Here is a 22953-nt window from a genome sequence, read left to right on the forward strand (position 1 = left end):
CGGCGACCTCGTGGACCGTTCCCGTTGCGATGTCCCATAGAACGTCGGCTTTCTGCCACCGCGTTAGGGTCGGATCATGCGACTGACCAAGTACACGCATGCGTGCGTGCGCCTCGACGACGGTGACCGGCGGCTCGTGATCGACCCGGGCATCTGGAGTGAGGGCGCCGCGCTCGAAGGGGTCTCGCACGTGCTCATCACGCACGAGCACTTCGACCACGTCGACGTCGACAAGCTCGCCGCGGCCCAGCTCGCCAACGCCGGCCTCAAGGTGTACGCGCACGCCGACGTGGCCGCCCAGCTGGAAAAGCTCGGCGATGCCGTGGTGACCGTGGCCAGCGGCGACGAGTTCGACGCGGGCGGTTTCGCGGTGCGGGTCGTGGGTGGCGCGCATGCGGAGATCTACGACGGGCTGCCCGGCTGCGCCAACGTCGGGTTCGTCGTGGAGGGCGTGTACCACCCCGGTGACTCGCTGTTCGTACCGGACGTGCCGGTGACCACGCTGCTGGTGCCGACCAGCGCGCCGTGGCTGAAGCTGGCCGAGGGCATCGAGTTCGTACGGGCCGTGGGGCCGGCACGGGCGCACTCCATCCACGACGCGATGCTCAGCGACAAGGGCGAGCAGATCATCGACCGCTGGCACGACCTGAAGGGCGGGACCGAGTACTCGCGGATCCCCGTCGGCGGGACCGTCGACCTCTGAAAAGCGCGGAGGCGCGGCGGCCAGTGGCCGCCGCGCCTCATGTCAGCTGTCCGGGTGTCAACCCGTGGCGCAGGTCGCGGTTGGTGTGGTGTTGTTGCCGTTCTTATAAAGCGTGATGCCGAAGTTGTTGCCGCTGCCGTTGGGCCGCGCGGTCAGTGTGCCGCTGGTGCCGCTGACCGAGGCGTTCCAGCTGTTTTGCAGGCTCTGGCCGCCGTTGGTGCGGATGGTGACGACCCAGTTGCTGGCGCCGGTGACGTTGAACGTCGTGTTGAAGCGGTCGGTCCACTCCTGGCCGCGGGTGACGCTTACCGAGCAGCTGCCGCCCGGGTTTCCGGGACCGGAGGTCGTCGGGTTCGGGTTGGGGTTGCTGCCTTCGCGGACGGTAATGTCGGAGCTGCCCTGGCTCTGGTAGCCCTCGGTCGCCATCACCTGGTAAGCCCAGCTGCTGCCGAGGTTCAAACCAGCACGCGCCCACGCGTCGACGTGGTTGGCGAAGGTGATGGTGCCACTGCTGCGCTTCTGCTGGCGCACACTCCAGTACTGGTAGAACGTGGCAGTGCCATCGATCGACGGCTGGTTCACCCGCTGGCTGCGCAGAATGTCATAGGTGCCGCCGTCAGTAGTGACCGTGCCGAGCCGCTGGGCGCCGCTGCTCGGGTTGTAGCTGCCGAAGTTCTCCACCACGTAGTACTCGATCAGCGAGTTCCGCGTCCACCCGTACAAGGCCAGGTACGTGTTGTTGTTACCCGGGTTGTACGTACCGGAGTAGCTGACCGTCCTCCGCGAACCAGTGGCCCAACCCTTACCGCCAACCCAGTTGTTCGTGCTCCTGCTCCAAGAGCTGGAGTAACGGCCATTCTCGCGCAACGTCATACAGGCGTCGCCACTGTCCTTCCAGAACGAGAAGTAGAACCCGTTGTGCGTGCCAGTAGTGTTCGAGCAGACCTGCCGGTCCGCCTCGGCGTACGCGTTTGTCGCGACCGTTGTGCCGCCGACGGCCAGCACCAGGGCGCAGGCGGCGCCGATGAGCATCCTGGTGCGGCCGCGCCTGCGGCGACCAGGTTGGGCAGGGGCGTCGTTCATCTTCGTGCTTCCTCCTCGTGAGCGCTGGCAAGGCGGCGGCCCGGTGGCGCCACTGAGGACGCGCCGGATGGCCGGTCGACGACATGAGGACCAGGTCTGGTGGGTGACCTGGATCGACAGCAGCTAATGCCTGTCGATGGCACAGTATTGTTTCGGGCTCGTCACATTGTCAACAGTTCCCGGAACGATTGCGAAACCTTAACCGGGAAAGTACCCCTGTACCTGCTAGAACCAGGGCCCAAGCACGCGGCAGACCCAATGTGGATCACGTGAGCCGCAGCCGAAAGTTTCGGAAACATTTCGGGGGTTACGAGGCACTCCAGTCGCGCCACCTGCGGACGGTCACCTCGATGATCGGGCCGGGCAGCTCCACCGTGCGGTACTGCGCGTACTTCTCCCGGAGCAGCCGCACCGCGCGGTCCACCGCCGGCGCCTGCTCGGTCACCACGGCAAGGCCGTCGGCGCGCACCCACCACAGCGCCGACCACTCCTCGTCCCAGTGCTGCGCCAGCAGGCTCACCCGCGGGTTGGCGCGGATGTTGTCCAGCCGGCGCAGCGCGCGGCTCCGCTTGGGCTTGGCGTCCACCGCCGACCACACCGTGTCGCCGTCCAACGCGAACGTCACCGGCACCACATGCGGCGCGCCCGCACTGTCCACCGTGGCCAGTGTCGCGACGCGGGCGGCGGCGAAGCGCGCGCGGGCCGGCGTCACAGCACCACGTCGGCCAGCCGGTCCACCTCGTCGACCGACGGCACGGTGGGGTCGAGGACCAGCTCGGTCACCCCCACGTCGGCGAACGCGCGCACCGCCGCGCGGATCGCGTCCGGCGAGCGCAACGCCGAGACCGCGACGCCCTCGCCGCCGTCCGGCAGGAACGAGTAGTAGCGGCGCAGCGACCCCATCGAGACCTCCGCGTCGCCGAGTCCGAAGTAGACGAGCGCGCTGATCCGCGGCTCGCCCTCGCGCCCCGCCTCCTGCCACGCCTGCCGTACCTTCGCGATCATCGGCCCGACCCGGTCGGGGCTCGCCCCGCCCGCGGTCCAACCCTCCCGTACGCCACCGTGCGCCGCACCGCCGCGTCCGAGCTGCCACCGATGAGCACCCGCACGCGGTTGCCCGCCGCCGGCTCGGGGCCTACCGGATGCTCGTCGCCGGTCACGCTCTCGCCGGCCCAGGCGCGGTGGAGAAGGTCGAGCGTCTCGTCCATCAGCTTGCCGCGCCGCTCGACCGGCCGCTCCATCGCGGCGAAGTCGTCCGGCCGGTTGCCCACCCCGAGCCCCAGCGTCAACCGCCCGCCGGAGAGCGCGTCGAGGCTCGCCGTCGCCTTGGCCAGCCACACCGGCGGGTACACCGGCGTGAGCAGGATGTCAGGGAAGAGCCGGATCCGCGAGGTGGCGCCCGCGGCGGCCGCGAGGGCGGTGAGCGAGTCGTACGACGGGTACACGATCCGGTCGATCGTCGCCAGCGAGCTGAACCCCCGCGCCTCCGCGCGGCGCGCCCACTCGACAACATCCTGGCCATTGATGTGCAACGTGTTCGGCAGCCCGATCGCTATGTCCACAAGGTCTCACCGTACGCGCTGGGCAGGCCCCGCGAGCCGGTACCGGCTCACCAGATCATCGTCACCACGCGCTCGAAGTTTGCGAACCCCGCCCGCTCGAACGCGCGCGCCATCGGCACGTTGCCCACGTCCGTCGAGGCCCGGATGCGTGGCACGTCCTGGCCGGCCAGGAAGCGCGTGGCCTCGCCGAGCAGGTCGTCGATGTAGCCCTTGCCGCGGTGGCCCGGCCGCACCGCGATGTAGCCGACGATCGGCCCGTATTCGTTGCGCGCCGGGCACGCGAAGCCGACCGGCTCCCCGTCCGGCAGCGTGCCCACCAGCCACCAGTCGCGCGGGCTGCGGTAGTGCGCGAGCTCCCCGTCGAAGTGGCTGCGCGCCGCCTCGCGCGGTGACATCGTGCGCAGGTCGTTGCGGCTGTGGCCGTCGAGCGTGCCCTCCAGCACCTCGGTCATCAGGTCGATCATCTCGCCCTCGTCGCGCACCGGTCGAAACGCCAGCCGCCCGCGCGGCTCGGGCAGCGGCGTGCCCGGCCGCCACTCAAACCGCAGCCGCTCCACCAGCGGCCGCGCGCCGGCGTCCGCGAGGATCGCCAGCCGCTCCTGCACCGGCACCGGGTCGTCGTGCCAGTCCGGCGGGACCATGCGCAGGTACTCCGGCGGCGTCTGTCCCTCGGGCACGACCGCGGCCATGGCCGCGGCGACCAGCCGCTCACCCACCGCCCGCCGGTCCGGCGCCGCATCATCAAGATCAAAAATATCGAGCAGCAGGGGTACGGGCTCCGACTCCCTCCCCCACCAGGCGATCCGTGCCACGACACGGTCACCTCGCACCGCGACCCACATCCACGCGGCTTGCCGCCGCCCGGCCGCGAGGTCGTCTTCCAACTCCTCGTTCAGGACGTAGGGCAGCGTGTTGAAAAGGCTCAGCTCGTCCGGCCCGCTGATCGGCCGGATCGTCAGATTCTCAGTCAAGACCACAGTCTGCACAGAACCCCCACACCCCCTACAACCGATTTACCCGGTTCCGTCACGCCCCTGTCGATCACCGTGGCTACCGTCAGGGCATGGCGAGATGGCTGACGGTGCTCTGCTGGGCGGTGGCCGTGCCGGGCGTGCTGTGGGCCGCGGTGCGGCTGCTCGGCGTGGAGCGCGGGCCGCTCGTGCAGCTGCTCGCCTTCACCCCGTACGCCGCCGCGTGGAGCCTCGGCCCCCTGGTGCTCGCCCTCGCCCTGCGGCGCTGGTGGCCGGCGGGCGTGGCGGCCGTCGCCGCGGTGGCGCTTGTCGCGGTCGTGGTGCCGCGCGCGATCGGCGGCCCGGCCGGCGGCGACGGCCCCACCCTCCGCGTACTGACCGCCAACCTGCTCGCCGGCGCGGGTGACGCCGAGACGCTCGTACGGATCGTGCGCGAGCGCGAGGTGGACGTGCTGGCGGTGCAGGAGTTCACGCCCGCGGCGGCCGCCCGCCTCGACGCGCTGGGGCTGGCCGCTCTGCTGCCGCACCGGCGGCTCAACCCGATCGCCGGCACGGAGGGCTCCGGGCTGTACTCCCGCTACCCGCTCACCGCCACCGGCGTGCGGCAGAACCCGGGCGGCTTCACGCAGGCGTACGGCACGCTGACCGCGCCCGGCGCCGCACCTACCACAGTGGAGTCCGTGCACCCGGCCGCGCCGTACTCGCTTGGCCAGCTGCGCGCCTGGGAGCGGGATCTCGACGCGCAGCCGCGGGCCACGCCGAGCGGGCCGGTGCGCGTCCTCGCCGGCGACTTCAACGCCACGCTCGACCACGCGCCGCTGCGCCGGCTGATCGACTCCGGCTACCGCGACGCGGCCGACGCCGCCGGCGCGGGGCTCACCGGCACATGGGGGCCGTATGACGGCGATCGGATCCCGCCCGTCACCATCGACCACGTGCTGGTGGACCGCCGCGTCGGCGTACGCGACGTGTCCGTGCTCCGCCTGCCGGGCAGCGACCACCGCCCGGTCTACGCGGAGCTGGCGCTACCGCGCGCTGATCTGGGCGGGTGACAGCCCGTACGTGAGCGCGTCGACGAGCGCGTGCCAGCTCGCCTCGACAACGTTTTCGTGGACGCCCACCGTGGTCCAGTCGCGGCCGCCACCGTCGGCGGTCTCGACGAGCACCCGCGTGACCGCGCCACTGCCGTGGGAGCCCTCGAGGATCCGCACCTTGTAGTCGGCGAGCTCGAAGTGGGCAAGCGCCGGGTAGTGCCGGCGCAGCGCCACCCGCAGCGCCTCGTCGAGGGCGTTGACCGGGCCGTTGCCCTCGGCGGTGGCGATGACCCGCTCGCCGCGCACCCGCACCTTGACGGTGGCCTCGGAGACGACCGCGCCGTCCTCGCGGTGCTCGACCTGCACGCGGTACGACTCCAGGGCGAACGGCTTCGCCGTGCTCTCACCCGGCAGCTCCGAGCGGACGAGAAGCTCGAAGGACGCGTCCGCGGCCTCGAACGACCACCCGCGCGCCTCCAGCTCCTTGACCCGGCGCGTGACAGCGGAGAGGGCTTCCGGATGGCCGGCCAGGTCCAGACCGAGCTCGCGACTCTTGAGCTCGATGCTGGCCCGGCCGGCCATCTCGGTCACCAGGATCCGCATGTCGTTGCCCACAATGGATGGATCAATGTGGTTGTACAGCACCGGGTCCACTTTGATCGCGCTCGCGTGCAGCCCCGCCTTGTGAGCGAATGCCGCGGCCCGACGTAAGCCTGGTGGGTGTCGGGGCGATGTTGGCGATCTCGGCGACGGCGTGCGAGACGCGCACCGTCTGTTCCAGGCAGCCGTCCGGTAGGACGGGCAGCCCGAGCTTGAGCTGGAGGTTGGCGACGACGGCGAAGAGGTCGGCGTTGCCGGGGCGCTCGCCGTACCCGTTGGCGGTGCACTGGAAGTGCTTCACGCCCGCTTCGACGGCGGCGATCGTGTTGGCGACCGCGCAGGAGGTGTCGTTCTGGCAGTGGATGCCGAGGCGCTCCGGCCCGACGCCGAGCCGCTCGACGAGCTCGCCGATCGCGGCGGTCACGCGCGAGGGGAGCATGCCGCCGTTCGTGTCGCACATCACCACGACCTCGGCGCCGGCCTCAAGGGCGGTGGATACGACCGAGGCGGTGTAGGCGGGGTCGTGGCGGTAGCCGTCGAAGAAGTGCTCGCAGTCGAGGAACACCCGCCGCCCCTCGGCGACGAAGTGGGCCACGCTGTCGTGCACCATGGCGAGGTTTTCCTTGCCGTCGGTGCGCAGCGCCCGCTCCACGTGGCGGATGTCCGACTTGGCGACCAGGCAGACGGCGGCCGTCTCGGCGTCGAGCAGGGCGCGCACCTGGGGGTCGTCGGCCACGGCGATGCCCGCCTTGCGGGTCGCGCCGAACGCCACCAGGACGGCGTGTTTGAGTGGCAGCTCGCTGCGGGCGCGGGCGAAGAATTCGGTGTCCTTGGGCATGGCGCCCGGCCAGCCGCCCTCGATGAAGCCCACGCCAAACTCGTCGAGCAGCTTGGCCACGGCGAGTTTGTCGACGACGGAGTAGCTGATCCCCTCACGCTGCGCCCCGTCGCGGAGCGTGGTGTCGTACACCTGGAAGGTCATGGCTCTTGCCTCCTGATCCAACAAAAAGACCCCCGCGGTCGCGGGAGGTCTGCGCGCTCGGCGTGAGGGGGCCGGCGCGCTAGGTGCCAATAATGAGGACGAGGTGGGTCACGCCAACACTCTGCCACCGGTCCGGCACGTTTGGAAAGCAAGGTCCACATCTCGGGACCCGTGTCGCCGGGTTAGGTGACCCTCGATGTGGGTACCTCCGGTGTCGGAAGGAGTGATAACCGTGAACAGGCACGATCCCCAAACCCCGTATCAGCCCCCGAACCCGAACGAGCTCGGTGGCGCCATGCCGGGTGCCGTGCCGGGACGGGCGTTCGACCCGTGGACGTACCGCGACGACGCCGGCGTGACCGGCACGGACCTCGTCGGCTACAAGGTGGAGGCTACCGACGGCAGCATCGGCAAGATCGACCGTTGCAGCAATGAGGTCAGCGCCAGCTACCTGGTCGTCGACACCGGCCCGTGGATCTTCGGCAAGAAGGTCATGCTGCCAGCCGGCGTGGTGAACAACACGGACCACGAGGACCGCAAGGTGTACGTGGATCGGACGAAGGACGAGATCAAGTCCGCGCCCGAGTTCGATGAGAACACGTACACGGACCCCGTTTACCGGGACAAGCTCGGCTCGTACTACGGCGGGATGCACTAGATCGGTTCCCTCCCTCTAGAAGGGCCGGGGCGCCCCCTCACCAGGGGCGCCCCGGTTGTCGTCTCGGGTTACGGTGGCGAAGTGGATCGCACGTTGCCCTTCACGACCACCTTCAACTTCCGCGATGTCGGCGGCTACCTCGGCCACGAGGGACGCACTGTCCGGTGGCGCCGCCTCTACCGCTCCGACTCGCTTCACCGCCTGGACAACGGCGACACCGAGGCGTTCGCCGCGCTGGGCGTCCGCACGGTCGTCGACCTGCGCCGCCCGCACGAGGTCGCCCGCGACGGCCGCGTCCCGGAGTACCTGGGGCTCGGCTACCGCCACATCCACCCTCAGCACCAGGACTGGGACGAGATCCCGTACGAGGAGAAGATCGGCGTCGCCCGCTACCTAGCCAACCGCTATTACGACCTTGCCGAGCAGGGTGCGGCCGGCATCTCGGCCGCGGTCGGCGTGATCGCCGACGAGGCCCTCGCCCCGGTCGTCGTGCACTGCGTGGCCGGCAAGGACCGCACGGGCGTGGTGTGCGCGCTGACGCTGTCGGTGCTCGGCGTGAGCGACGAGGACATAGCGACGGACTACGCGCTGAGCACGCAGGCGGCCACGCGGTTCACCGACTTCCTGCGCAGCCGCAAGGTCGAGGTGCAGCGCATCCCCCAGCCGTACTTCTCGTCACCCGCCGAGGCGATGCTCATCTTCCTGAAGGAGCTCCGCGAGCGGCACGGCTCCGCCGAGGGCTACCTGCTGGCCGCCGGCCTCAAGCCCGAGCAGCTCGAGTCCATGCGCACCCACCTGCTGTCCTGACCCGCGCTGTGTGACTTCCCACCCGCTCACCCGACCATGACCGTGGGACGGTGGGCGTATGACGGAGGACATCCCGGCGGAGGTTGCCCGGCTCCGCAACGCCATCTCGTGTGAACTGCACGCCCAGCTGGCCCTGCGCGGCGAGACGATCGACCTGGCCGCCGTGCCCGAGGTCGCCTACGCGGTGGCACTGCGCCTCCGCGAGGCGTTCGCGATCGAGTGGGCGCCGCGGGGCGAGCAGGACCCGGACGACGACGGCTCGCTCGGCCTGGACGCCGCGGTGTTCCACGCCTCGTCCCTACCCACGGCCGACCGCTACCCAATCTTCGACCACGGCTGGCCCCGCCCCTGAGCCGCCACCCAGACCGCGCCAGCCCATCCCGCGCGGGGGTGCGTCCACGACGCGAGCGGCAGCTGGCGCCGGTTGATCGTCGCTGGCTGCAACCATGCCTCGCCCCCCGCGAGCGGCGGGCGGCGGTTCGTTGATCAGCCGCAGGGCTGCCGGTGGTTGGACGCGATCGTCGCGATGGGTCGCCCCGTGGGGCACCTTCTCGCCACGGACGGCCCAGCCCGCCCTTGGATCAAGGACTGATCCCCGCGCTGCACCCCCGGATCAAGCCCGAGCCATGGCGATGTCCGCACTGTCCGGACGGTTGGCGGGGTGAGCCGCGGGAGCATCCCAAGCTGGGCGCACTGCTGCGCCCAGCTCCAGAGCCTCCACCACCACGGCAATGCGCCGCCTGGATCCTCGACAGGTGCACAGCCGGGCCGCCGTCCGCGGTGAGAAAGCGGCCCCGCAAGGGCAAACTGATCGCCATATCGCACCCCAAAACCGCAGTCGACCCGCGCCGATCGAGGATCGGTCTGATGCCCTGCCGTCGCGGACCGGCGCACGAGGATCTAGGTCCCCGACAGCGCGGAGGGTGAGGCGGCGGGAGCATCCCAAGCTGGGCGCACTGCTGCGCCCAGCTCCAAAAGCCTGCACCACCACGGCATTGCGCCACCTGGATGCACAGCCGGGCCGCCGTCCGTGGCGAGAAAGCGCCCCCTGTCGACCCGCGCCGATCGGAGACCGGGCTGATGCCCTGCCGGTCGCGGACCGGTCGGGCGCGCGAGGACCTAAGGTCCTCGACCGCGGAGGGTGAGGCCGCGGGAGCAACGGTCCGGACCACCGCGGACATCGCGGTAGCCCAAATCTCTTGTGGGCGCGGCGGAGCGTCTCCCTGGCGCGTTCGCGGGACGCGCAATCAACGTGCGTGAGCATCACGGAGCGGGTGAGGCCGCGGGAGCCACAGACCTCTGGGTGGACGCGGAAGGGGCAGCGTCCTACGACGCTGCCCCCTTCGAAAGTCCGTGCTCAGATGACGCGGTGGACCCAGCCGTGCGGGTCGTCGGCGCGGCCGCGCTGGATGGCGACGAGCTGCTCGCGCAGGTCCATCGTGACCTCGCCCGGGCCGCCGTCGCCCATCGCGAACTCGCCCTCCGGCGTGCGGACCACCCCGATCGGGGTGATGACCGCGGCCGTGCCGCAGGCGAAGACCTCGCGGAGGCGGCCGCTCTTGGCGTCCGCCCGCCACTCCTCGAAGCTCACCGGGCGCTCCTCCACGCGGCGGCCCTCGCGGGCGGCCAGCGCCATCACCGAGTCGCGGGTGATGCCGGGCAGGATGGTGCCGGTCAGCGGGGGCGTGGCCATGGTGCCGTCGTCGTACACGAAGAAGATGTTCATGCCGCCGAGCTCGTCGACGAACTTGCGCTCCACCGCGTCCAGGAACACCACCTGGTCGCAGCCGTGCTGGATGGCCTCGGCCTGTGCGGCCAGCGAGGCGGCGTAGTTGCCGCCGCACTTGGCCGCGCCGGTGCCGCCGGGCGCTGCCCGCGTGTACTCCTGGGAGACCCACACCGCGACCGGCTTGACGCCGCCCGAGAAGTAGGCGCCGACGGGTGAGGCGATCAGGACGTACAGGTACTCAAGCGCGGGGCGCACGCCGAGGAAGACCTCGCTCGCGTACATGAACGGGCGCAGGTAGAGGCTGCCGTCCTCGGTCGGCGGGATCCACTCGCGGTCGATCTCGATGATGTGGTGCAGCGAGTCGAGGAAGGTCTGCTCGGGCAGCTGCGGCATGGACATGCGCTCGGCGGAGATGTTGAACCGCCGTGCGTTGGCGTCCGGGCGGAACATCGTCACGCCGCCGTCGGCCGCGTGGTACGCCTTCAGGCCCTCGAAGATCTCCTGCGCGTAGTGCAGCACCGCGGAGGCGGGGTCCATCGGGATCGGGCCGCGGGCCTCGACGCGTGCGTCGTACCACCCTTTGCCGTCCGCGTACTTGATCGTGACCATGTGGTCGGTGAAGATGCGGCCGAAGCCCGGGTTGGCCAGCAGCGCGGCGCGCTCGGCGGCCGATACCGGCTGAGGATTCGGACGGATCTCGAAGTCGAGCTTGTCACCACCGCTCATCGCGCTGGTACCTCCGTAACTATGGGAGTGCAGAATACCCCGAACGCTCGTTAGAAAGCGCGGGGTGAAGAAGGGGGAACGAGGGGTCGGCTAGGCCGCGACAGCGGCGGCGAGCCGGTCGCCAACCTCGGCGGTGCGCAGCGGGGCACCCGGGGTACGGGACGCCAACTCGGCCGCGACCGCCTCGGATACTCGACGGGCCTCGTCTGCGTGGCCGAGGTGGTCGAGCAGCAGCGACGCCGACAGCACGGCCGCGACCGGGTCGGCCAGGCCCTTGCCGGCGATGTCCGGAGCCGAACCGTGGACCGGCTCGAACATCGAGGGGAACTCGCGCGACGGGTTGATGCACCCGCTGGCGGCGAGCCCGATGCCGCCCGTGACCGCGGCGGCGATGTCGGTGAGGATGTCACCGAAGAGGTTGTCGGTGACCACGACGTCGTAGCGCTGCGGCTGGGTCACCAGGTACATGGCGGCCGCGTCGACGTGCTGGTACTCCGTCTCCACGTCCGGGAAGTCGGCCTTGACCGCCTCGAAGGCGCGCGACCACAGCGAGCCCGCGTGGGTCAGGACGTTTGTCTTGTGCACCAGCGTCACCTTGCGCCGCTCGCGGCGCTGGGCCCGACCGAAGGCGTCGCGGATGACCCGCTCGACGCCGTGCCGCGTGTTGAGGCTCTCCTCGGTCGCGACCTCGGCGGGCGTGTCACGGTGCAGCGTGCCGCCAGCCCCCGCGTACAGCCCCTCGGTGCCCTCGCGCACCACCACGAAGTCGATCTCGCCGGGCTTGACGTGTGCGAGCGGGCTCGACGTGCCGGGCCAGAGGCGGGACGGGCGCAGGTTGACGTACTGGTCGAAGGCGAAGCGCAGCTTGAGCAGCAGCCCGCGCTCCAGCACGCCCGGCGGCACGGTCGGGTCGCCGACGGCGCCGAGCAGGATCGCGTCGTGCTCGGCGAGCTCGGCGAGCACGGAGTCCGGCAGCACTTCGCCGGTGCGGTGGTAGCGCGCGGCGCCCAGGTCGTACTCCGTCGCGGTCACTTCGCCGGGAAGCACGACGTCAATGACCTTGAGGGCCTGCGCGACCACCTCGGTCCCGATGCCGTCGCCGGCGACCACCGCGATGCGTGCCACGTCAAACCCCTTCGTCTTGACCCCTCATGGCGCTGCCTGTGGCGTCGCGGGCCCGCGACGCCACAGGCAGCACTGGAAAGACTGTACTGAGGGAACGTTAATCGTCCGTCCCGATTCTCGGTACGCGAGTCCCAAAATTCGGTACACAGGTCTTTCTCAGCTAATCCCCATGATCCGGTCAACTTCAGGGCTTACCTTCTCCATCATGGCTATCCAGCGGGCCCCGATGCCGAGCCGTAGCGTCGCACGGACGGGGCGGCTGAGAGACGGGCGGGGCCGCGCTGACCTGTGGCTCGGCTACCAGGGCCCGGCCAACCGGCCGTTCGGGGCCGCCACCTCCGCCGCGACGGGCCGGTTGGTCGCCCGCCACGCGGTGCACACCTCGGCGGCCGACTTCTCGCTGATGCTCGTCGCGCCCGAGTGGATGACCCGCCGCACGGTAAGTCTGGCCATCGCCGACGCCGTCGCCGAGCTCCGCGCGATCGACGCGACCTACAGCCCGCTGCGCCGCGGCAGCCTCGTGTCGCTGCTGCGGCGGGGCGAGGTCACCCCGGAGGCCTACGCGCCACTGGCCGACATCGTGGCCCGCTGCGACGCGATGCGCGCGGCCACCGACGGGTGGTTCGACGCCTGGGCGGTGCCCGGCGGCTTCGACCCGGGCGGCCTGCTCAAGGGCTGGGCCGTGGAGCGTGCCGCGGCGCGGCTGCGCGCGTCGGGCATCACTGACTACGCCGTGGTGGGCGAGGCGGATCTGGCGGTGCGGGGCAACGCACCGCACGGCGGGCCCTGGCGCGTCGCGATCCACCATCCGCGCGAGCCGCGCCGGGTGCCGATGATGCTGGAGATGACCGAGGGCGCGGTCGGCACCTCCGGCATCACCGGCCACAGCGGGCACGTGGTCGACCCGCACACCGGCGAGATCGTGCGCCACGTCGGCTGCGCTGTCGTGACCGGTCCCGACCTGTCCATCGCCGACGCCTACGCCACGGCCCTCTACGCCGCCGGGCCGGCCGGGCTCGGCTGGTTTCCCACTGTGGACGGTTACCGCATGCTCTTCGCCGACTGCCGTCCCGCCTAAAGAGCTTTTCTCAAGGGGTAAGGAAGATCAGCCTCCGCGGTCTCGGCAAGTGACCGCGGAGGCTGATCGGCAGTTCGGGTACGCGTGGCTCGCGCACACGGGAGGTGCGGAAACACACCTCGCCGGCCGCGTCACCCGAAGACCGGCCCACGCGGTGCGTAACCAATTGAATACGCTATCGATTCGGCCCGGCCGGGCGCAAGGCAGGCCCCCCGCCGCGTGTCGCGCGGGGTGGGCGCCCCCGGACGTTCACCGGATGGCAATATCTGTGCCCGTGAGTTTTGACCTCGTCGTGTGGGCCCTCGACCGTGGCGCCACGCCAGCGGACGTACGGGCGGCGCACGAGCTGTGCCGCGAAGGTGAGCACGCGGAGGGCGAAGTCGACCGCCGGATCGGCGCCTTCTACGCCGAGCTGACCGCCCAATACCCGGACAAGGAGGCGGTCGCGGACAGCCCGTGGACCGACGCTCCCTTGCACGTCGCGCCCGACCACGTCCTGATGTGCCTGAGCGAGTCGTGCGCCGACGCCGTGCTCGAGGCGATCGAGCGTCTGGCCGGCGAAAACGACCTGATGCTCCTCGACCTGCAGGACGGCACGGTCTATCCACCACCGTCCCGCGTCGTGTGAAAGGGCTCCCCGCCGCGGCGGGGAGCCCTTTTGCGGTCCTACTACTCGTCGCGCAGGTCGGCCGCGCTCGCCGCGGTCGCGCCGATCACGTCGGCGGACTGGGTGAGCAGCTCGGCACCGACCGAGGAGTCGACGGTGAGCGTCATCAGCGCCTCGCCGCCAGCCTCGCGCCGGGCCACCTGCATGGCCGCGATGTTGACACCCGACTCGCCCAGGATCGACCCGATCGCGCCGACCACACCGGGCCGGTCCGCGTACCGGAAGAAGAGCAGGATGCCGTCGGCGGTCAGCTCGATGTCGAAGCCGTCGACCTCGGTGAGCTTGATGGTCTCCCGGGTGCCGCTGACCACGACCGTGCCGGAGACGCTGACCGTACGCCCGTCGGGCAGTGCGCCGCGGACCGTCACCAGCGTCGGCTCCTCGGCCGAGTCGGCGAACGTGGTCAGCTCGACCTCGACGCCCCGGTCGGCCGCGAACAGCGGCGCGTTGACGTACGTCACCTGCTCCTCGACCACGGAGGCGAACAGGCCCTTGGTGGTGGCGAGCTTGAGCACCGAGACCTCGTTGGCGACGGCCTCGCCCCGCACCTCGACGGTGACGCTGGCGGCGACCCCACCGGCGACGGCGGTGAACACCTTGCCGAGCTTTTCGGCGAGCGGGAGCAGCGGGCGCACGTCTTCGGCGACCACGCCGCCGGCCTGCACGTTGACCGCGTCCGGCACGAACTCGCCCTGCAGCGCGAGCTTGACGCTCTTGGCCACCGCGAGGCCGGCCTTGTCCTGCGCCTCGGCGGTGGACGCGCCGAGGTGTGGCGTGGCCACCACGTTGTCGAACGCGAACAGCGGCGAGGCGGTGCAGGGCTCCTTCGAGTACACGTCGATGCCGGCGCCGCCCACGCGGCCCTCGGCGATCGCGTCCGCGAGCGCCTGCTCGTCGATCAGGCCACCGCGCGCGGCGTTGATGATCCGCACGCCCGGCTTGACGATCGCCAGCTCCTTTTCGCCGATGAGGCCCACGGTCTCCGGCGTCTTGGGCAGGTGGATCGAGATGAAGTCGCTCTCCCGCAGCAGCTCCTCCAGGCCGACCAGGCGGACGCCGAGCTGGGCCGCGCGAGCGGGCTGCACGTACGGGTCGTAGGCGATCAGGCGGGTGCCGAACGCGGCGATCCGCTGGGCGAAGAGCACGCCGATGCGCCCCAGGCCGACAACACCCACCGTCTTGCCCTGGATCTCGACGCCGGTGTACTTCGACCGCTTCCACTCGCCGGCCTTGAGCGCGGCGCTGGCGCTGGCGGTGTTGCGCGCGACCGCGAGGAGCAGCGCGAGGGCCTGCTCGGCGGCGGAGACGATGTTGGAGGTGGGCGCGTTGACGACCATGACGCCGCGGGCGGTGGCGGCGGACACCTCGACGTTGTCGAGGCCGACCCCGGCACGGGCGACGACCTTGAGGCGGGGGGCGGCGGCGACAGCCTCGGCGTCGATCTGTGTGGCGGAGCGGACGATCACTGCGTGGGCTTCGGACAGCGCGGCGAGGAGGGCCGGGCGGTCGGTGCCATCCACGTGGCGGACGTCGAAGTCGTGCGCGAGCACGTCGATGGCGGCGGGAGCGAGCTCTTCAGCGATCAGCACGACCGGAGTAAATGCGACGGGAGTCATCTGTCCTCGTAGGTTGTGGGCGGGTTTTCGGCAGCGCGTCGACCTCGAGTGAGTGTGGCCGTGTCAGCGCGCCGCTCTGCGCCCTGCGCCTCCCCGCGAGCGGACGGCTCTCGCGGTCGTCGCCATCTCCACGCCGCCCGTCAGGGCCCGGCGACCGGCGCGAGGAAAGCGTGCGTGCCCTATCCCGCGATCGTAGGCGCACGAGGACGCTGCGTCGCTCCCACCTCGGCGTGAGCGCCCTCACAACCCTTTACAAATGCGACGTAACAGGCGCAGCTTGCCAGCCGCAGGACGCCTACCCGAACGGGTGACGGTCCACCTTGGCGAGCTCGCGACCCACCTGCCGGAACGACGTCGCCTCCGAGGTGAGCGCGTCGAGGAACGTGTCGAAGGCGAGCGAACCGACCGGCGGGTAGATGCGCTCCCGCGGCGGCTCCTGGCCCGGCACGAGCGCGCCCTCGGAGACCATGAACTCCAGGATCGCCTCGCGCACCGCCGGAAGCGCGACCGGCGAGTGGTACAGCACGTTGAGCGCCTGCATCCGCATGCCCTTGACGTGGTCCTCGCCCTTGTTGTCGTGGAAGTGCGGGTTGCGCGTCTCGATCTGCAGCACGGGCACCGAATGCGGCAGCGCGTGCGCGGAGACGACCGGGAGCACGCCGCCGAACTGCTCGAAGAGCTCGACGTACTCGAACGGCTCGACCGCGAAGCCGCCGGCCAGCCGCATCTGCATGCCGAGCTCGAGGCTGAGCGCGTGCTCGCCGGCGTTGCCGGTCGCGATCACCTCGGTGCCGAAGCCGGAGTACTCGGCGACGAGGCGGTTGAGGAACATGTTCGTGACTTCGGAGCTGCGCCCGCGGCGGCTGAAGAAGAGGCGTCCGTCGCGCAGCTTGGGCTTGGAGTGCCAGGAGATGCGGACCATCGAGTACGGGCTGTCGGCCGAGGCCAGGTGCAGGCCGGCCGCGTAGGCCTTGCAGTACTCGTTGACCGCGCCGGGCACGTAGTTGTCGGCGTCGACGTAGCCCAGGTACCGCCGGCCGGTCATGGCCGCCATCGCCATGCCGATCAGCATCGCCTCGCCCTTGCCGGTGCGGACCAGCCCTTCGTCGTCGATCAGCTCCGGCATCCCGGCCGCCTTGATCGCCGCCGCCAGACCGGGGTCACGCTGGTGAATCGCCATCGCCGGACGCTCCGCCGAGCGGCAGAACTGCTCCAGGCTCTGCACCTCAATCTCGTACCGATCGACGGGCTGGCGAGCACTGTTACTGACGAGAATGATGAGACAGTCGTGCGGAATTCCAGAGAGCACGCCCTCAATTACTCTGCGTGTCTCATTCATACACGGAATAACGACGACCAATTCCTCCTCGACCACACGCATGGCGTCGGGTGGCACCAGCTGACTATGGGATCCGCCCTGGTCAGCGCCGCGTTGCGCGCCCGAGTCGAGCTCGATGACGCGCTGAAGCTCATGGATCCGGACGGCGCCGAAGCGCTCGGTTCGGTGCGGTTGCTCCAGACGCATGAATCGACGGTACCTGAGGGTTCGATTAAGTGCGCGTAAGCGAAGACAGATTGGGGGAAGGTGGGGCTGCCGCGCGTAATAGTTCCATACACGCAATCTGCTGGTAACGAAGACGCCCTCCGGAGACCGTCCGGAGGGCGTCTGCATACAGTCGACTAGGCGGTTTCGGTGATCGGGCGGTCGACCCAGCTCATCATCGCCCGGAGCTTCTTGCCGGTGTCCTCGATCGGGTGCGCGGCGCCCTGCTCACGGTACTTGTTGAAGTTGGGGCGGCCGGCGTCGTCCTCGGCGATGAGCTCGCGGGCGAAGCTGCCGTCCTGGATCTCGCCCAGGATGCGGCGCATCTCCTCCTTGACCCGCTCGTCGATCACGCGCGGGCCGCGGGTGTAGTCGCCGTACTCGGCGGTGTCCGAGACGCTGTACCGCATGCGGGCGATGCCGCCCTCGTACATGAGGTCGACGATCAGCTTGAGCTCGTGAAGGCACTCGAAGTAGGCCACCTCGGGCGCGTACCCCGCCTCGGTGAGCACCTCGAAACCGGTCTGCACCAGCGCGGACGCGCCACCGCAGAGCACCGCCTGCTCGCCGAAGAGATCGGTCTCGGTCTCCTCCTTGAACGTCGTCTTGATGACGCCCGCCCGGCTGCCGCCGATGCCCTTGGCGTACGACAGGGCCAGCGCGAGCGCGTTGCCGCTGGCGTCCTGCTCGACGGCGACGAGGCACGGTACGCCCTTGCCGTCCACGTACTGGCGGCGGACCAGGTGACCCGGGCCCTTCGGCGCGACCATCGCCACGTCGACGTTGGCCGGCGGCTCGATCAGGCCGTACCGGATGTTGAGCCCGTGCCCGAAGAACAGTGCCTTGCCCTCGGAGAGGTTCGGCGCGATCGACTCGGCGTAGATCTTCCGCTGCGCGGTGTCCGGCGCGAGCAGCATGATGACGTCGGCCCACTCGCTGACCTCGGCCGGCGTACCGACCGTCAGGCCCTGCTCCTGCGCCTTCGGCCGGCTCTTCGACCCCTCGGGCAGGCCGATCCGCACCTCGACTCCGGAGTCCCGGAGGGACAGCGCGTGGGCGTGGCCCTGGCTGCCGTACCCGATCACGGCGACCTTCTTGCCTTGGATGATTCCAAGGTCCGCGTCGTCGTCGTAGAAGACCTCAGCGGCCATTTCTTCCCTTTCTCGGTTTGGTCCCGGCCGCCGCGGTGCCCGCGGCCGCCGAGGAAGGTCAGGCTGCGCGCAGCGCCGGCCCGGTCGTAATGGAACGCGAGCCGCGGCCGATCGCTACCATGCCGGACTGCACCATTTCCTTGATTCCATACGGTTCGAGGTCGCGCAGCAGCGCGTCCAGCTTGTCAGCCGTGCCGGTGGCCTCGATCGTGAGCGTGTCCGGCGCGACGTCGACGACGCGCGCGCGGAAGAGGTTGACCGTCTCGAGCACCTGCGAGCGGACCGGGCGGTCGGCCCGGACCTTAACCAGCAGCAGCTCCCGCTGGACGGCCACGACCGGGTCCAGCTCGACGATCTTGAGGACGTGCACCAGCTTGTTGAGCTGCTTGGTGACCTGCTCCAGTGGGGACTCCTCGGCGTTGACCACAATGGTCATACGCGAGACCTCCGGGTGCTCGGTCTCCCCGACGGCGAGGGAGTCGATGTTGAACCCGCGGCGGGCGAACAGTCCGGCCACCCGGGCCAGGATGCCCGGCTTGTTTTCCACCAGAACAGAGAGAGTGTGCTTGGTCATCAGAGGTCGTCCTCGTCGAAGCTCGGGCGCATGTCGCGGGCGAACATGATCTCGTCGTTGCTGGTACCGGCGGCGACCATCGGCCACACCATCGCGTCCTTGCCGACCACGAAGTCGACGACGACGGGCGCGTCGTTGATCTCCATGGCCGCCTTGATGGTCTTGTCGACGTCGTCCGCGCTCTCGCAGCGCAGGCCGATGCAGCCGAGCGCCTCGGCCAGCTTGACGAAGTCGGGGATGCGGTGCTTGTGGGTGCCCAGGTCGGTGTTGGAGTAGCGCTCGCCGTAGAACAGCGTCTGCCACTGCCGCACCATACCGAGGTTGCCGTTGTTGATGATGGCGACCTTGATCGGGATGCCTTCAAGCGCGCAGGTGGCCAGCTCCTGATTGGTCATCTGGAAGCAGCCGTCGCCGTCGATAGCCCACACGGTGGTGTCCGGCTTGCCGACCTTGGCGCCCATCGCGGCCGGCACCGCGTACCCCATCGTGCCGGCGCCACCGGAGTTGAGCCACGTGTGCGGCTTCTCGTACGAGATGAACTGCGAGGCCCACATCTGGTGCTGTCCGACACCGGCCACGTAGATGGAGTCCGGGCCGGCGATCTCGCCCAGCCGCTTGATGACGTACTGCGGGGCGAGCGTGCCGTCGGTCGGGTCGTCCCAACCCAGCGGGTACCGGTTGCGCAGGTCGTCGAGCTGGGCCCACCAGTCGGTGCGGTCGCCGGTGCGGCCGGCCGCCCGCTCGGCCGAGACGGCCTGGATCAGCTCGTCGATGACGTGCCGCGCGTCGCCGACGATCGGCACGTCCGCGGTGCGGTTCTTGCCGATCTCGGCCGGGTCGATGTCGGCGTGCACGATCGCCGCGTCCGGCGCGAACGAGTCGAGCTTGCCGGTCACCCGGTCGTCGAAGCGGGCGCCGAGCGCGACCAGCAGGTCGGCCTTCTGCAGCGCGTACACGGCGGAGACGGAGCCGTGCATGCCGGGCATGCCCAGGTGCTGCGGGTGCGAGTCGGGGAACGCCCCGCGCGCCATCAGCGTGGTCACGACCGGGATGCCGGTCAGCTCGGCCAGCTTGCGCAGGCTGTCGGTGGCGCCGGCCTTGAGCACGCCGCCGCCGACGTACAGCACGGGACGGCGGGCCGAGGTCATCAGCTTGGCGGCCTCGCGGATCTGCTTGCCGTGCGGGTGCAGCGTCGGCCGGTAGCCCGGCAGCTCCATCGCCGGCGGCCAGTTGAACGTGGTCTGTGCCTGCAGCACGTCCTTGGGGATGTCGACCAGGACCGGCCCGGGGCGCCCGGTGGAGGCGAGGTGGAACGCCTCGGCCATGACCCGCGGGATCTCCTCCGGCGTGGTCACCAGGTAGTTGTGCTTGGTGATCGGCAGGGTGATGCCCTGGATGTCGGCTTCCTGGAACGCGTCCGTGCCGATCGCCGGCCGCGCCACCTGGCCGGTGATCGCGACGATCGGGACCGAGTCCATGTACGCGTCGGCGATCGGGGTGACGAGGTTGGTCGCGCCGGGGCCGGAGGTGGCCATGCAGACGCCGACCTTGCCGGTGGCCTGTGCGTATCCGGTGGCGGCGTGACCGGCGCCCTGCTCGTGGCGGACCAGGATGTGCCGCACGGCCGAGTCGTAGATCGGGTCGTACGCCGGCAGGATCGCGCCGCCGGGGATGCCGAACATGACGTCGACGCCGAGGGCCTCGAGCGACTTGACGAGGCTTACCGCGCCGGAGACCTTGGCGGGGGCGGGCGGTGCCGCCGGGGTGGCGGCGTTGGCCGCGGCGGCGAGCATCGCCGGCGACGGTGCGCGGTGGGCGAGTGACTCAGGTGTTGGTCTCGTCATGGCGTTCAGCCTTCTGGCTCGTGGTCGGCGGTCTCGTGGTCACGTGGCTTTTCGAAAGGCACAAAAAAGGCCCGCGTGCGAACGCACGGGGCCAGCGCACTCTCCGGAGGGGAGAGTGCGCTCAGGTAAGTACTCGAGACGACCAAGTCGGCATGGGCCTAAGCCTGACGCATCTCACGCGATGAGTCAACTGCTCCCACATTGTGGGCGCGGCGCCCTGTTGGCCCTGCATTTTGCTCTCGATCGCTCTTCTGCTCGGGCACTGGCACGACTCGAGCGGGCGACGAGGCGGACTCCAGCCGGGCCTCGAAATGCTCAGCCGGCACCGGCCATCCGGACAGGTAACCCTGGCCGAGCTTGCATCCCGCCTCGACCACCATCGCCATCTGTCGCTGCTCGCCGATGCCCTCCGCGATGACCTCCAGCCCGAACTGGTGGCCCAGCTCGACCACCACCCGCACCATCTGCGGCACCACCAGCGAGTGGTCGATCTTCAGGATGTCGATCGGGAGCCGGCTCAGCTGGCCGAGCGAGGAGTACCCGGCGCCGAAGTCGTCCAGGGCGATCCGCACCCCTGTCTCGCGCAGGTCGCCCAGCCGCCGGATCAGCTCCTCCACGTCGGTGGAGACGGCGTGCTCGGTGACCTCCAGCACGAGGCGCTGCGGCGGCACCCGGTGCGCCCGCAGCGCGTCCTTCACCTGGTCGACGTACCGGCTGGCGTGCAGCTCGCGGGGCGAGACGTTTACCGACACCCACACGTCGTGTCCCTCGGCGAGCCAGCGGGACAGCTGGTGGCAGGCCTGGTGCAGCACCCACGCGCCAAGCCTGTTGATCATCCCGCACTCCTCGGCGAGCGGGATGAACTCGTCCGGGCCGACCTTGCCCAGCCGCGGGTGCTGCCACCGCAGCAGCGCCTCGGCGCCGACCGGCCGCACGTCGGGCAGCACCACGACCGGCTGGTACTGCAGGTGCAGTTCGTCGCGGTCGATCGCGCCGCGCAGCTCGTGCTCCAGCTCGGTGTGGCGGCGCAGCTTCACGTCGTACTCGACGTCGTAGCGCTCGACCCTGTTTTTGCCGTGCGACTTGGCCCAGCGCAGGGCGAGATCCGCGTTGCGCAGCAACGTCGTCACGTCGGGGACGGTCGCGCAGCCGGCCAGCCCGATGCTGACGGAGAGGAAGACCGTGCCGGTCTCCTGCTCGTACGGCCCGCCGAGCACGCGGAGCAGCCGGGACGCGGCCCGCGTGGCCTCGTCCGGGCGGGCCCACATCAGCACGGCGAACTCGTCTCCGCCGAGCCGCGCGGCCACGTCGCCGGGGCGCAGGTTCATCCGCAGGCGCTGCCCCACCTCGACGAGCACCGCGTCGCCCACGTCGTGGCCGCGCATGTCGTTGACGTTTTTGAACCCGTCGAGGTCGAGCGCCAGCAGCACCGCCTCGGCTCCCGGCGCCTGCTCGTCCTCAAGTGCGCTGAGCAGGCCCCGCCGGTTGGCCAGGCCGGTGAGCGGGTCGGTGTGGGCCAGCTCGCGGAAGTGCGCCTCCCGGTCGCGCAGCCTCTCCGCGTACGCCTTGACGTCGCGCAGCGCCAGGAACTGCCGCCCCACCAGCGCGAACCCCTCCAGGCTGCCGGTCACGATGCCGACCATGTCGAAGGCGCCGCCGCGGACGAGGTGGTACAGGGCGGAGGCGGCCATCGCGGCCATCGGCAAGAACGCGTACGCACTGCCGCGGCGGCTCAGCTCCTCGTCTAGCGCCGGGCTGTCGTCGCCCTCGGGCACCGGCGCGACCGGCCAGCGGTCGGTGCCGCGGGCGGCGAACGCGACGAGGCCGAGCGCGGCCGGCAACGCCACGGCGCTCACGTCGACAAGTGCGGTCATGCCCTGGCAGACGCCACCGGCCAGCCCCATCCCGGCGACCGCCGCCAGCGTCACGCCGGTGCCGACCCGCACCAGCGGACCGCGTGGCCGGGCCGCGCGCATCGCCGTGATCACGCTGACGCCCAGCGCCAGCGCGGCGATCGCGGCCGGGATCAGCAGCGGGCGGCACCAGAACGGGGTGCGGTCGCCCAGCACGCGGGTCGGCTCGGAGACCGCCACCCAGCCGACGAACCACAGCGCGGCGGCGATCACCAGCGCGTCGAGCAGGTAGCGCAGCATGCCCGGCCGCGAGGGTGCCGCGCCGGGCAGCGTGAGCAGGCCGAGGAGCAGCAGGCCGCTGCTGACCGCGACGCCGAGCGCGAGCAGGCTGCCGAGCGAGGTCTTTTCGTGCTGGGTGTGCACGATGTGCTCCTGCACGGCGATGCTGGCCGCGATGCCTCCGGCCGTGGTCAGCGCCCCCGCGGCCGCGCCCGCGGCGAGCAGCCGGTGGGCGCGCCGACTCGCTCCGGCGCGCGCTCGCGCCGACGCGGCCAGCAACACGACACAGACCAGCGCGAACACCACGCCTGCCGTCGCGACGGCCGCCACCACCGAGGGGAGGGGCACAAAACCATGCTGCCGGAATT

20 protein-coding genes and 1 pseudogene are annotated in these 22953 nt (G+C 70.5%); 7 read left to right on the forward strand and 14 right to left on the reverse strand.

The window, feature by feature from the left end; genetic code table 11:
- Positions 1-76: 76 nt before the first annotated feature.
- Positions 77-703, forward strand: coding sequence for an MBL fold metallo-hydrolase (locus Phou_RS11425; protein ID WP_173056046.1), 627 nt, complete (start codon positions 77-79; stop codon positions 701-703).
- 57 nt (positions 704-760) lie between these two features.
- Here the strand turns inward: Phou_RS11425 and Phou_RS11430 are convergent, their stop codons facing one another.
- The 5 genes from Phou_RS11430 to Phou_RS11445 all read right to left on the reverse strand — a co-directional run bounded on the left by Phou_RS11430 (position 761) and on the right by Phou_RS11445 (position 4319).
- Positions 761-1786, reverse strand: a complete 1026-nt coding sequence (locus Phou_RS11430; RefSeq protein ID WP_246273490.1) for a glycoside hydrolase family 11 protein — start codon at positions 1784-1786, stop codon at positions 761-763.
- Positions 1787-2093: 307 nt separating this feature from the next.
- Complete coding sequence (locus Phou_RS11435) at positions 2094-2498, reverse strand: TIGR03668 family PPOX class F420-dependent oxidoreductase (RefSeq protein ID WP_173056047.1); 405 nt, start codon at positions 2496-2498, stop codon at positions 2094-2096.
- Positions 2495-2791: a hypothetical protein gene (locus tag Phou_RS51020; protein WP_218578943.1), complete on the reverse strand. Its 297-nt coding sequence runs from the start codon at positions 2789-2791 to the stop codon at positions 2495-2497. Before Phou_RS51020 ends, Phou_RS11435 begins: the two co-directional genes overlap by 4 nt.
- On the reverse strand, positions 2788-3348 hold the full coding sequence (locus Phou_RS11440) for an LLM class flavin-dependent oxidoreductase (RefSeq protein WP_218578954.1): 561 nt from the start codon (positions 3346-3348) through the stop codon (positions 2788-2790). Before Phou_RS11440 ends, Phou_RS51020 begins: the two co-directional genes overlap by 4 nt.
- 47 nt (positions 3349-3395) lie before the next feature.
- Positions 3396-4319, reverse strand: a complete 924-nt coding sequence (locus Phou_RS11445; RefSeq protein ID WP_371872105.1) for a GNAT family N-acetyltransferase — start codon at positions 4317-4319, stop codon at positions 3396-3398.
- 92 nt (positions 4320-4411) lie between these two features.
- On the opposite strand from Phou_RS11445, the gene Phou_RS11450 reads away from it, so the two are divergent.
- Positions 4412-5371 (forward strand): endonuclease/exonuclease/phosphatase family protein, encoded by a 960-nt coding sequence (locus Phou_RS11450; RefSeq protein WP_173056048.1) that lies wholly within the window; start codon positions 4412-4414, stop codon positions 5369-5371.
- On the opposite strand, the pseudogene cimA reads toward Phou_RS11450, so the two are convergent.
- A pseudogene (gene cimA, locus Phou_RS11455) lies at positions 5345-6935 on the reverse strand (citramalate synthase). The gene Phou_RS11450 and the pseudogene cimA sit on opposite strands and share 27 nt — an antisense overlap.
- A gap of 232 nt (positions 6936-7167) precedes the next feature.
- Between cimA and Phou_RS11460 the strand changes: the two are divergent.
- The 3 genes from Phou_RS11460 to Phou_RS11470 all read left to right on the forward strand — a co-directional run bounded on the left by Phou_RS11460 (position 7168) and on the right by Phou_RS11470 (position 8752).
- Positions 7168-7593, forward strand: coding sequence for a PRC-barrel domain-containing protein (locus Phou_RS11460; protein ID WP_246273491.1), 426 nt, complete (start codon positions 7168-7170; stop codon positions 7591-7593).
- Positions 7594-7674: 81 nt separating this feature from the next.
- Positions 7675-8400: a tyrosine-protein phosphatase gene (locus Phou_RS11465; protein WP_173056049.1), complete on the forward strand. Its 726-nt coding sequence runs from the start codon at positions 7675-7677 to the stop codon at positions 8398-8400.
- Positions 8401-8458: 58 nt separating this feature from the next.
- The gene (locus Phou_RS11470) at positions 8459-8752 is read left to right on the forward strand and encodes a hypothetical protein (protein WP_173052344.1); all 294 of its coding nucleotides are present in this window, start codon (positions 8459-8461) and stop codon (positions 8750-8752) included.
- Between the two features lie 1005 nt (positions 8753-9757).
- Here Phou_RS11470 and Phou_RS11475 read toward each other — a convergent pair.
- Together Phou_RS11475 and Phou_RS11480 are read right to left on the reverse strand one after the other, a co-directional pair.
- Positions 9758-10855, reverse strand: coding sequence for a branched-chain amino acid aminotransferase (locus Phou_RS11475; RefSeq protein WP_173056050.1), 1098 nt, complete (start codon positions 10853-10855; stop codon positions 9758-9760).
- A 90-nt stretch (positions 10856-10945) separates the two neighbouring features.
- Positions 10946-11980, reverse strand: a complete 1035-nt coding sequence (locus Phou_RS11480; protein ID WP_173056051.1) for a 3-isopropylmalate dehydrogenase — start codon at positions 11978-11980, stop codon at positions 10946-10948.
- A 226-nt stretch (positions 11981-12206) separates the two neighbouring features.
- Here Phou_RS11480 and Phou_RS11485 point away from each other — a divergent pair, with 226 nt between their 5' ends.
- Entirely contained in the window at positions 12207-13058 is an 852-nt protein-coding gene (locus tag Phou_RS11485; RefSeq protein WP_173058257.1) for an FAD:protein FMN transferase, read from the forward strand.
- Positions 13059-13332: 274 nt separating this feature from the next.
- Positions 13333-13686, forward strand: coding sequence for a hypothetical protein (locus tag Phou_RS11490; protein ID WP_173056052.1), 354 nt, complete (start codon positions 13333-13335; stop codon positions 13684-13686).
- 41 nt (positions 13687-13727) lie between these two features.
- Here the strand turns inward: Phou_RS11490 and serA are convergent, their stop codons facing one another.
- The 6 genes from serA to Phou_RS11520 form a co-directional block, all read right to left on the reverse strand.
- The gene (serA, locus tag Phou_RS11495; protein ID WP_173056053.1) at positions 13728-15341 is read right to left on the reverse strand and encodes a phosphoglycerate dehydrogenase; all 1614 of its coding nucleotides are present in this window, start codon (positions 15339-15341) and stop codon (positions 13728-13730) included.
- 295 nt (positions 15342-15636) lie between these two features.
- Positions 15637-17013 carry a mannosyl-3-phosphoglycerate synthase gene (gene mpgS, locus Phou_RS11500; protein WP_308784442.1) on the reverse strand — a complete coding sequence of 459 codons (1377 nt, stop codon included), beginning with the start codon at positions 17011-17013 and terminating at the stop codon, positions 15637-15639.
- An 8-nt stretch (positions 17014-17021) separates the two neighbouring features.
- On the reverse strand, positions 17022-18035 hold the full coding sequence (ilvC, locus tag Phou_RS11505; RefSeq protein ID WP_173056055.1) for a ketol-acid reductoisomerase: 1014 nt from the start codon (positions 18033-18035) through the stop codon (positions 17022-17024).
- Between the two features lie 58 nt (positions 18036-18093).
- Positions 18094-18609, reverse strand: coding sequence for an acetolactate synthase small subunit (gene ilvN / locus Phou_RS11510; protein WP_173056056.1), 516 nt, complete (start codon positions 18607-18609; stop codon positions 18094-18096).
- On the reverse strand, positions 18609-20453 hold the full coding sequence (locus tag Phou_RS11515) for an acetolactate synthase large subunit (protein WP_173056057.1): 1845 nt from the start codon (positions 20451-20453) through the stop codon (positions 18609-18611). The genes ilvN and Phou_RS11515 overlap by 1 nt, the downstream gene beginning before the upstream one ends.
- A 158-nt stretch (positions 20454-20611) precedes the next feature.
- Positions 20612-22933, reverse strand: coding sequence for a putative bifunctional diguanylate cyclase/phosphodiesterase (locus tag Phou_RS11520; RefSeq protein WP_425571219.1), 2322 nt, complete (start codon positions 22931-22933; stop codon positions 20612-20614).
- Positions 22934-22953 lie beyond the last annotated feature (20 nt).

This window comes from Phytohabitans houttuyneae (assembly GCF_011764425.1).
Lineage (GTDB): Bacteria > Actinomycetota > Actinomycetes > Mycobacteriales > Micromonosporaceae > Phytohabitans > Phytohabitans houttuyneae.

Bases quoted from the DNA above. Each gene is read 5' to 3' on its own strand.
- Phou_RS11425 (WP_173056046.1), top strand. From the start codon at position 77: ATGCGACTGACCAAGTACACGCATGCGTGCGTGCGCCTCGACGACGGT.
- Phou_RS11430 (WP_246273490.1), bottom strand. From the start codon at position 1,786: ATGAACGACGCCCCTGCCCAACCTGGTCGCCGCAGGCGCGGCCGCACC.
- Phou_RS51020 (WP_218578943.1), bottom strand. From the start codon at position 2,791: ATGATCGCGAAGGTACGGCAGGCGTGGCAGGAGGCGGGGCGCGAGGGC.
- Phou_RS11450 (WP_173056048.1), top strand. From the start codon at position 4,412: ATGGCGAGATGGCTGACGGTGCTCTGCTGGGCGGTGGCCGTGCCGGGC.
- Phou_RS11470 (WP_173052344.1), top strand. From the start codon at position 8,459: ATGACGGAGGACATCCCGGCGGAGGTTGCCCGGCTCCGCAACGCCATC.
- Phou_RS11475 (WP_173056050.1), bottom strand. From the start codon at position 10,855: ATGAGCGGTGGTGACAAGCTCGACTTCGAGATCCGTCCGAATCCTCAG.
- Phou_RS11485 (WP_173058257.1), top strand. From the start codon at position 12,207: ATGCCGAGCCGTAGCGTCGCACGGACGGGGCGGCTGAGAGACGGGCGG.
- serA (WP_173056053.1), bottom strand. From the start codon at position 15,341: ATGACTCCCGTCGCATTTACTCCGGTCGTGCTGATCGCTGAAGAGCTC.
- mpgS (WP_308784442.1), bottom strand. From the start codon at position 17,013: ATGCAGACGCCCTCCGGACGGTCTCCGGAGGGCGTCTTCGTTACCAGC.
- ilvC (WP_173056055.1), bottom strand. From the start codon at position 18,035: ATGGCCGCTGAGGTCTTCTACGACGACGACGCGGACCTTGGAATCATC.
- ilvN (WP_173056056.1), bottom strand. From the start codon at position 18,609: ATGACCAAGCACACTCTCTCTGTTCTGGTGGAAAACAAGCCGGGCATC.
- Phou_RS11515 (WP_173056057.1), bottom strand. From the start codon at position 20,453: ATGACGAGACCAACACCTGAGTCACTCGCCCACCGCGCACCGTCGCCG.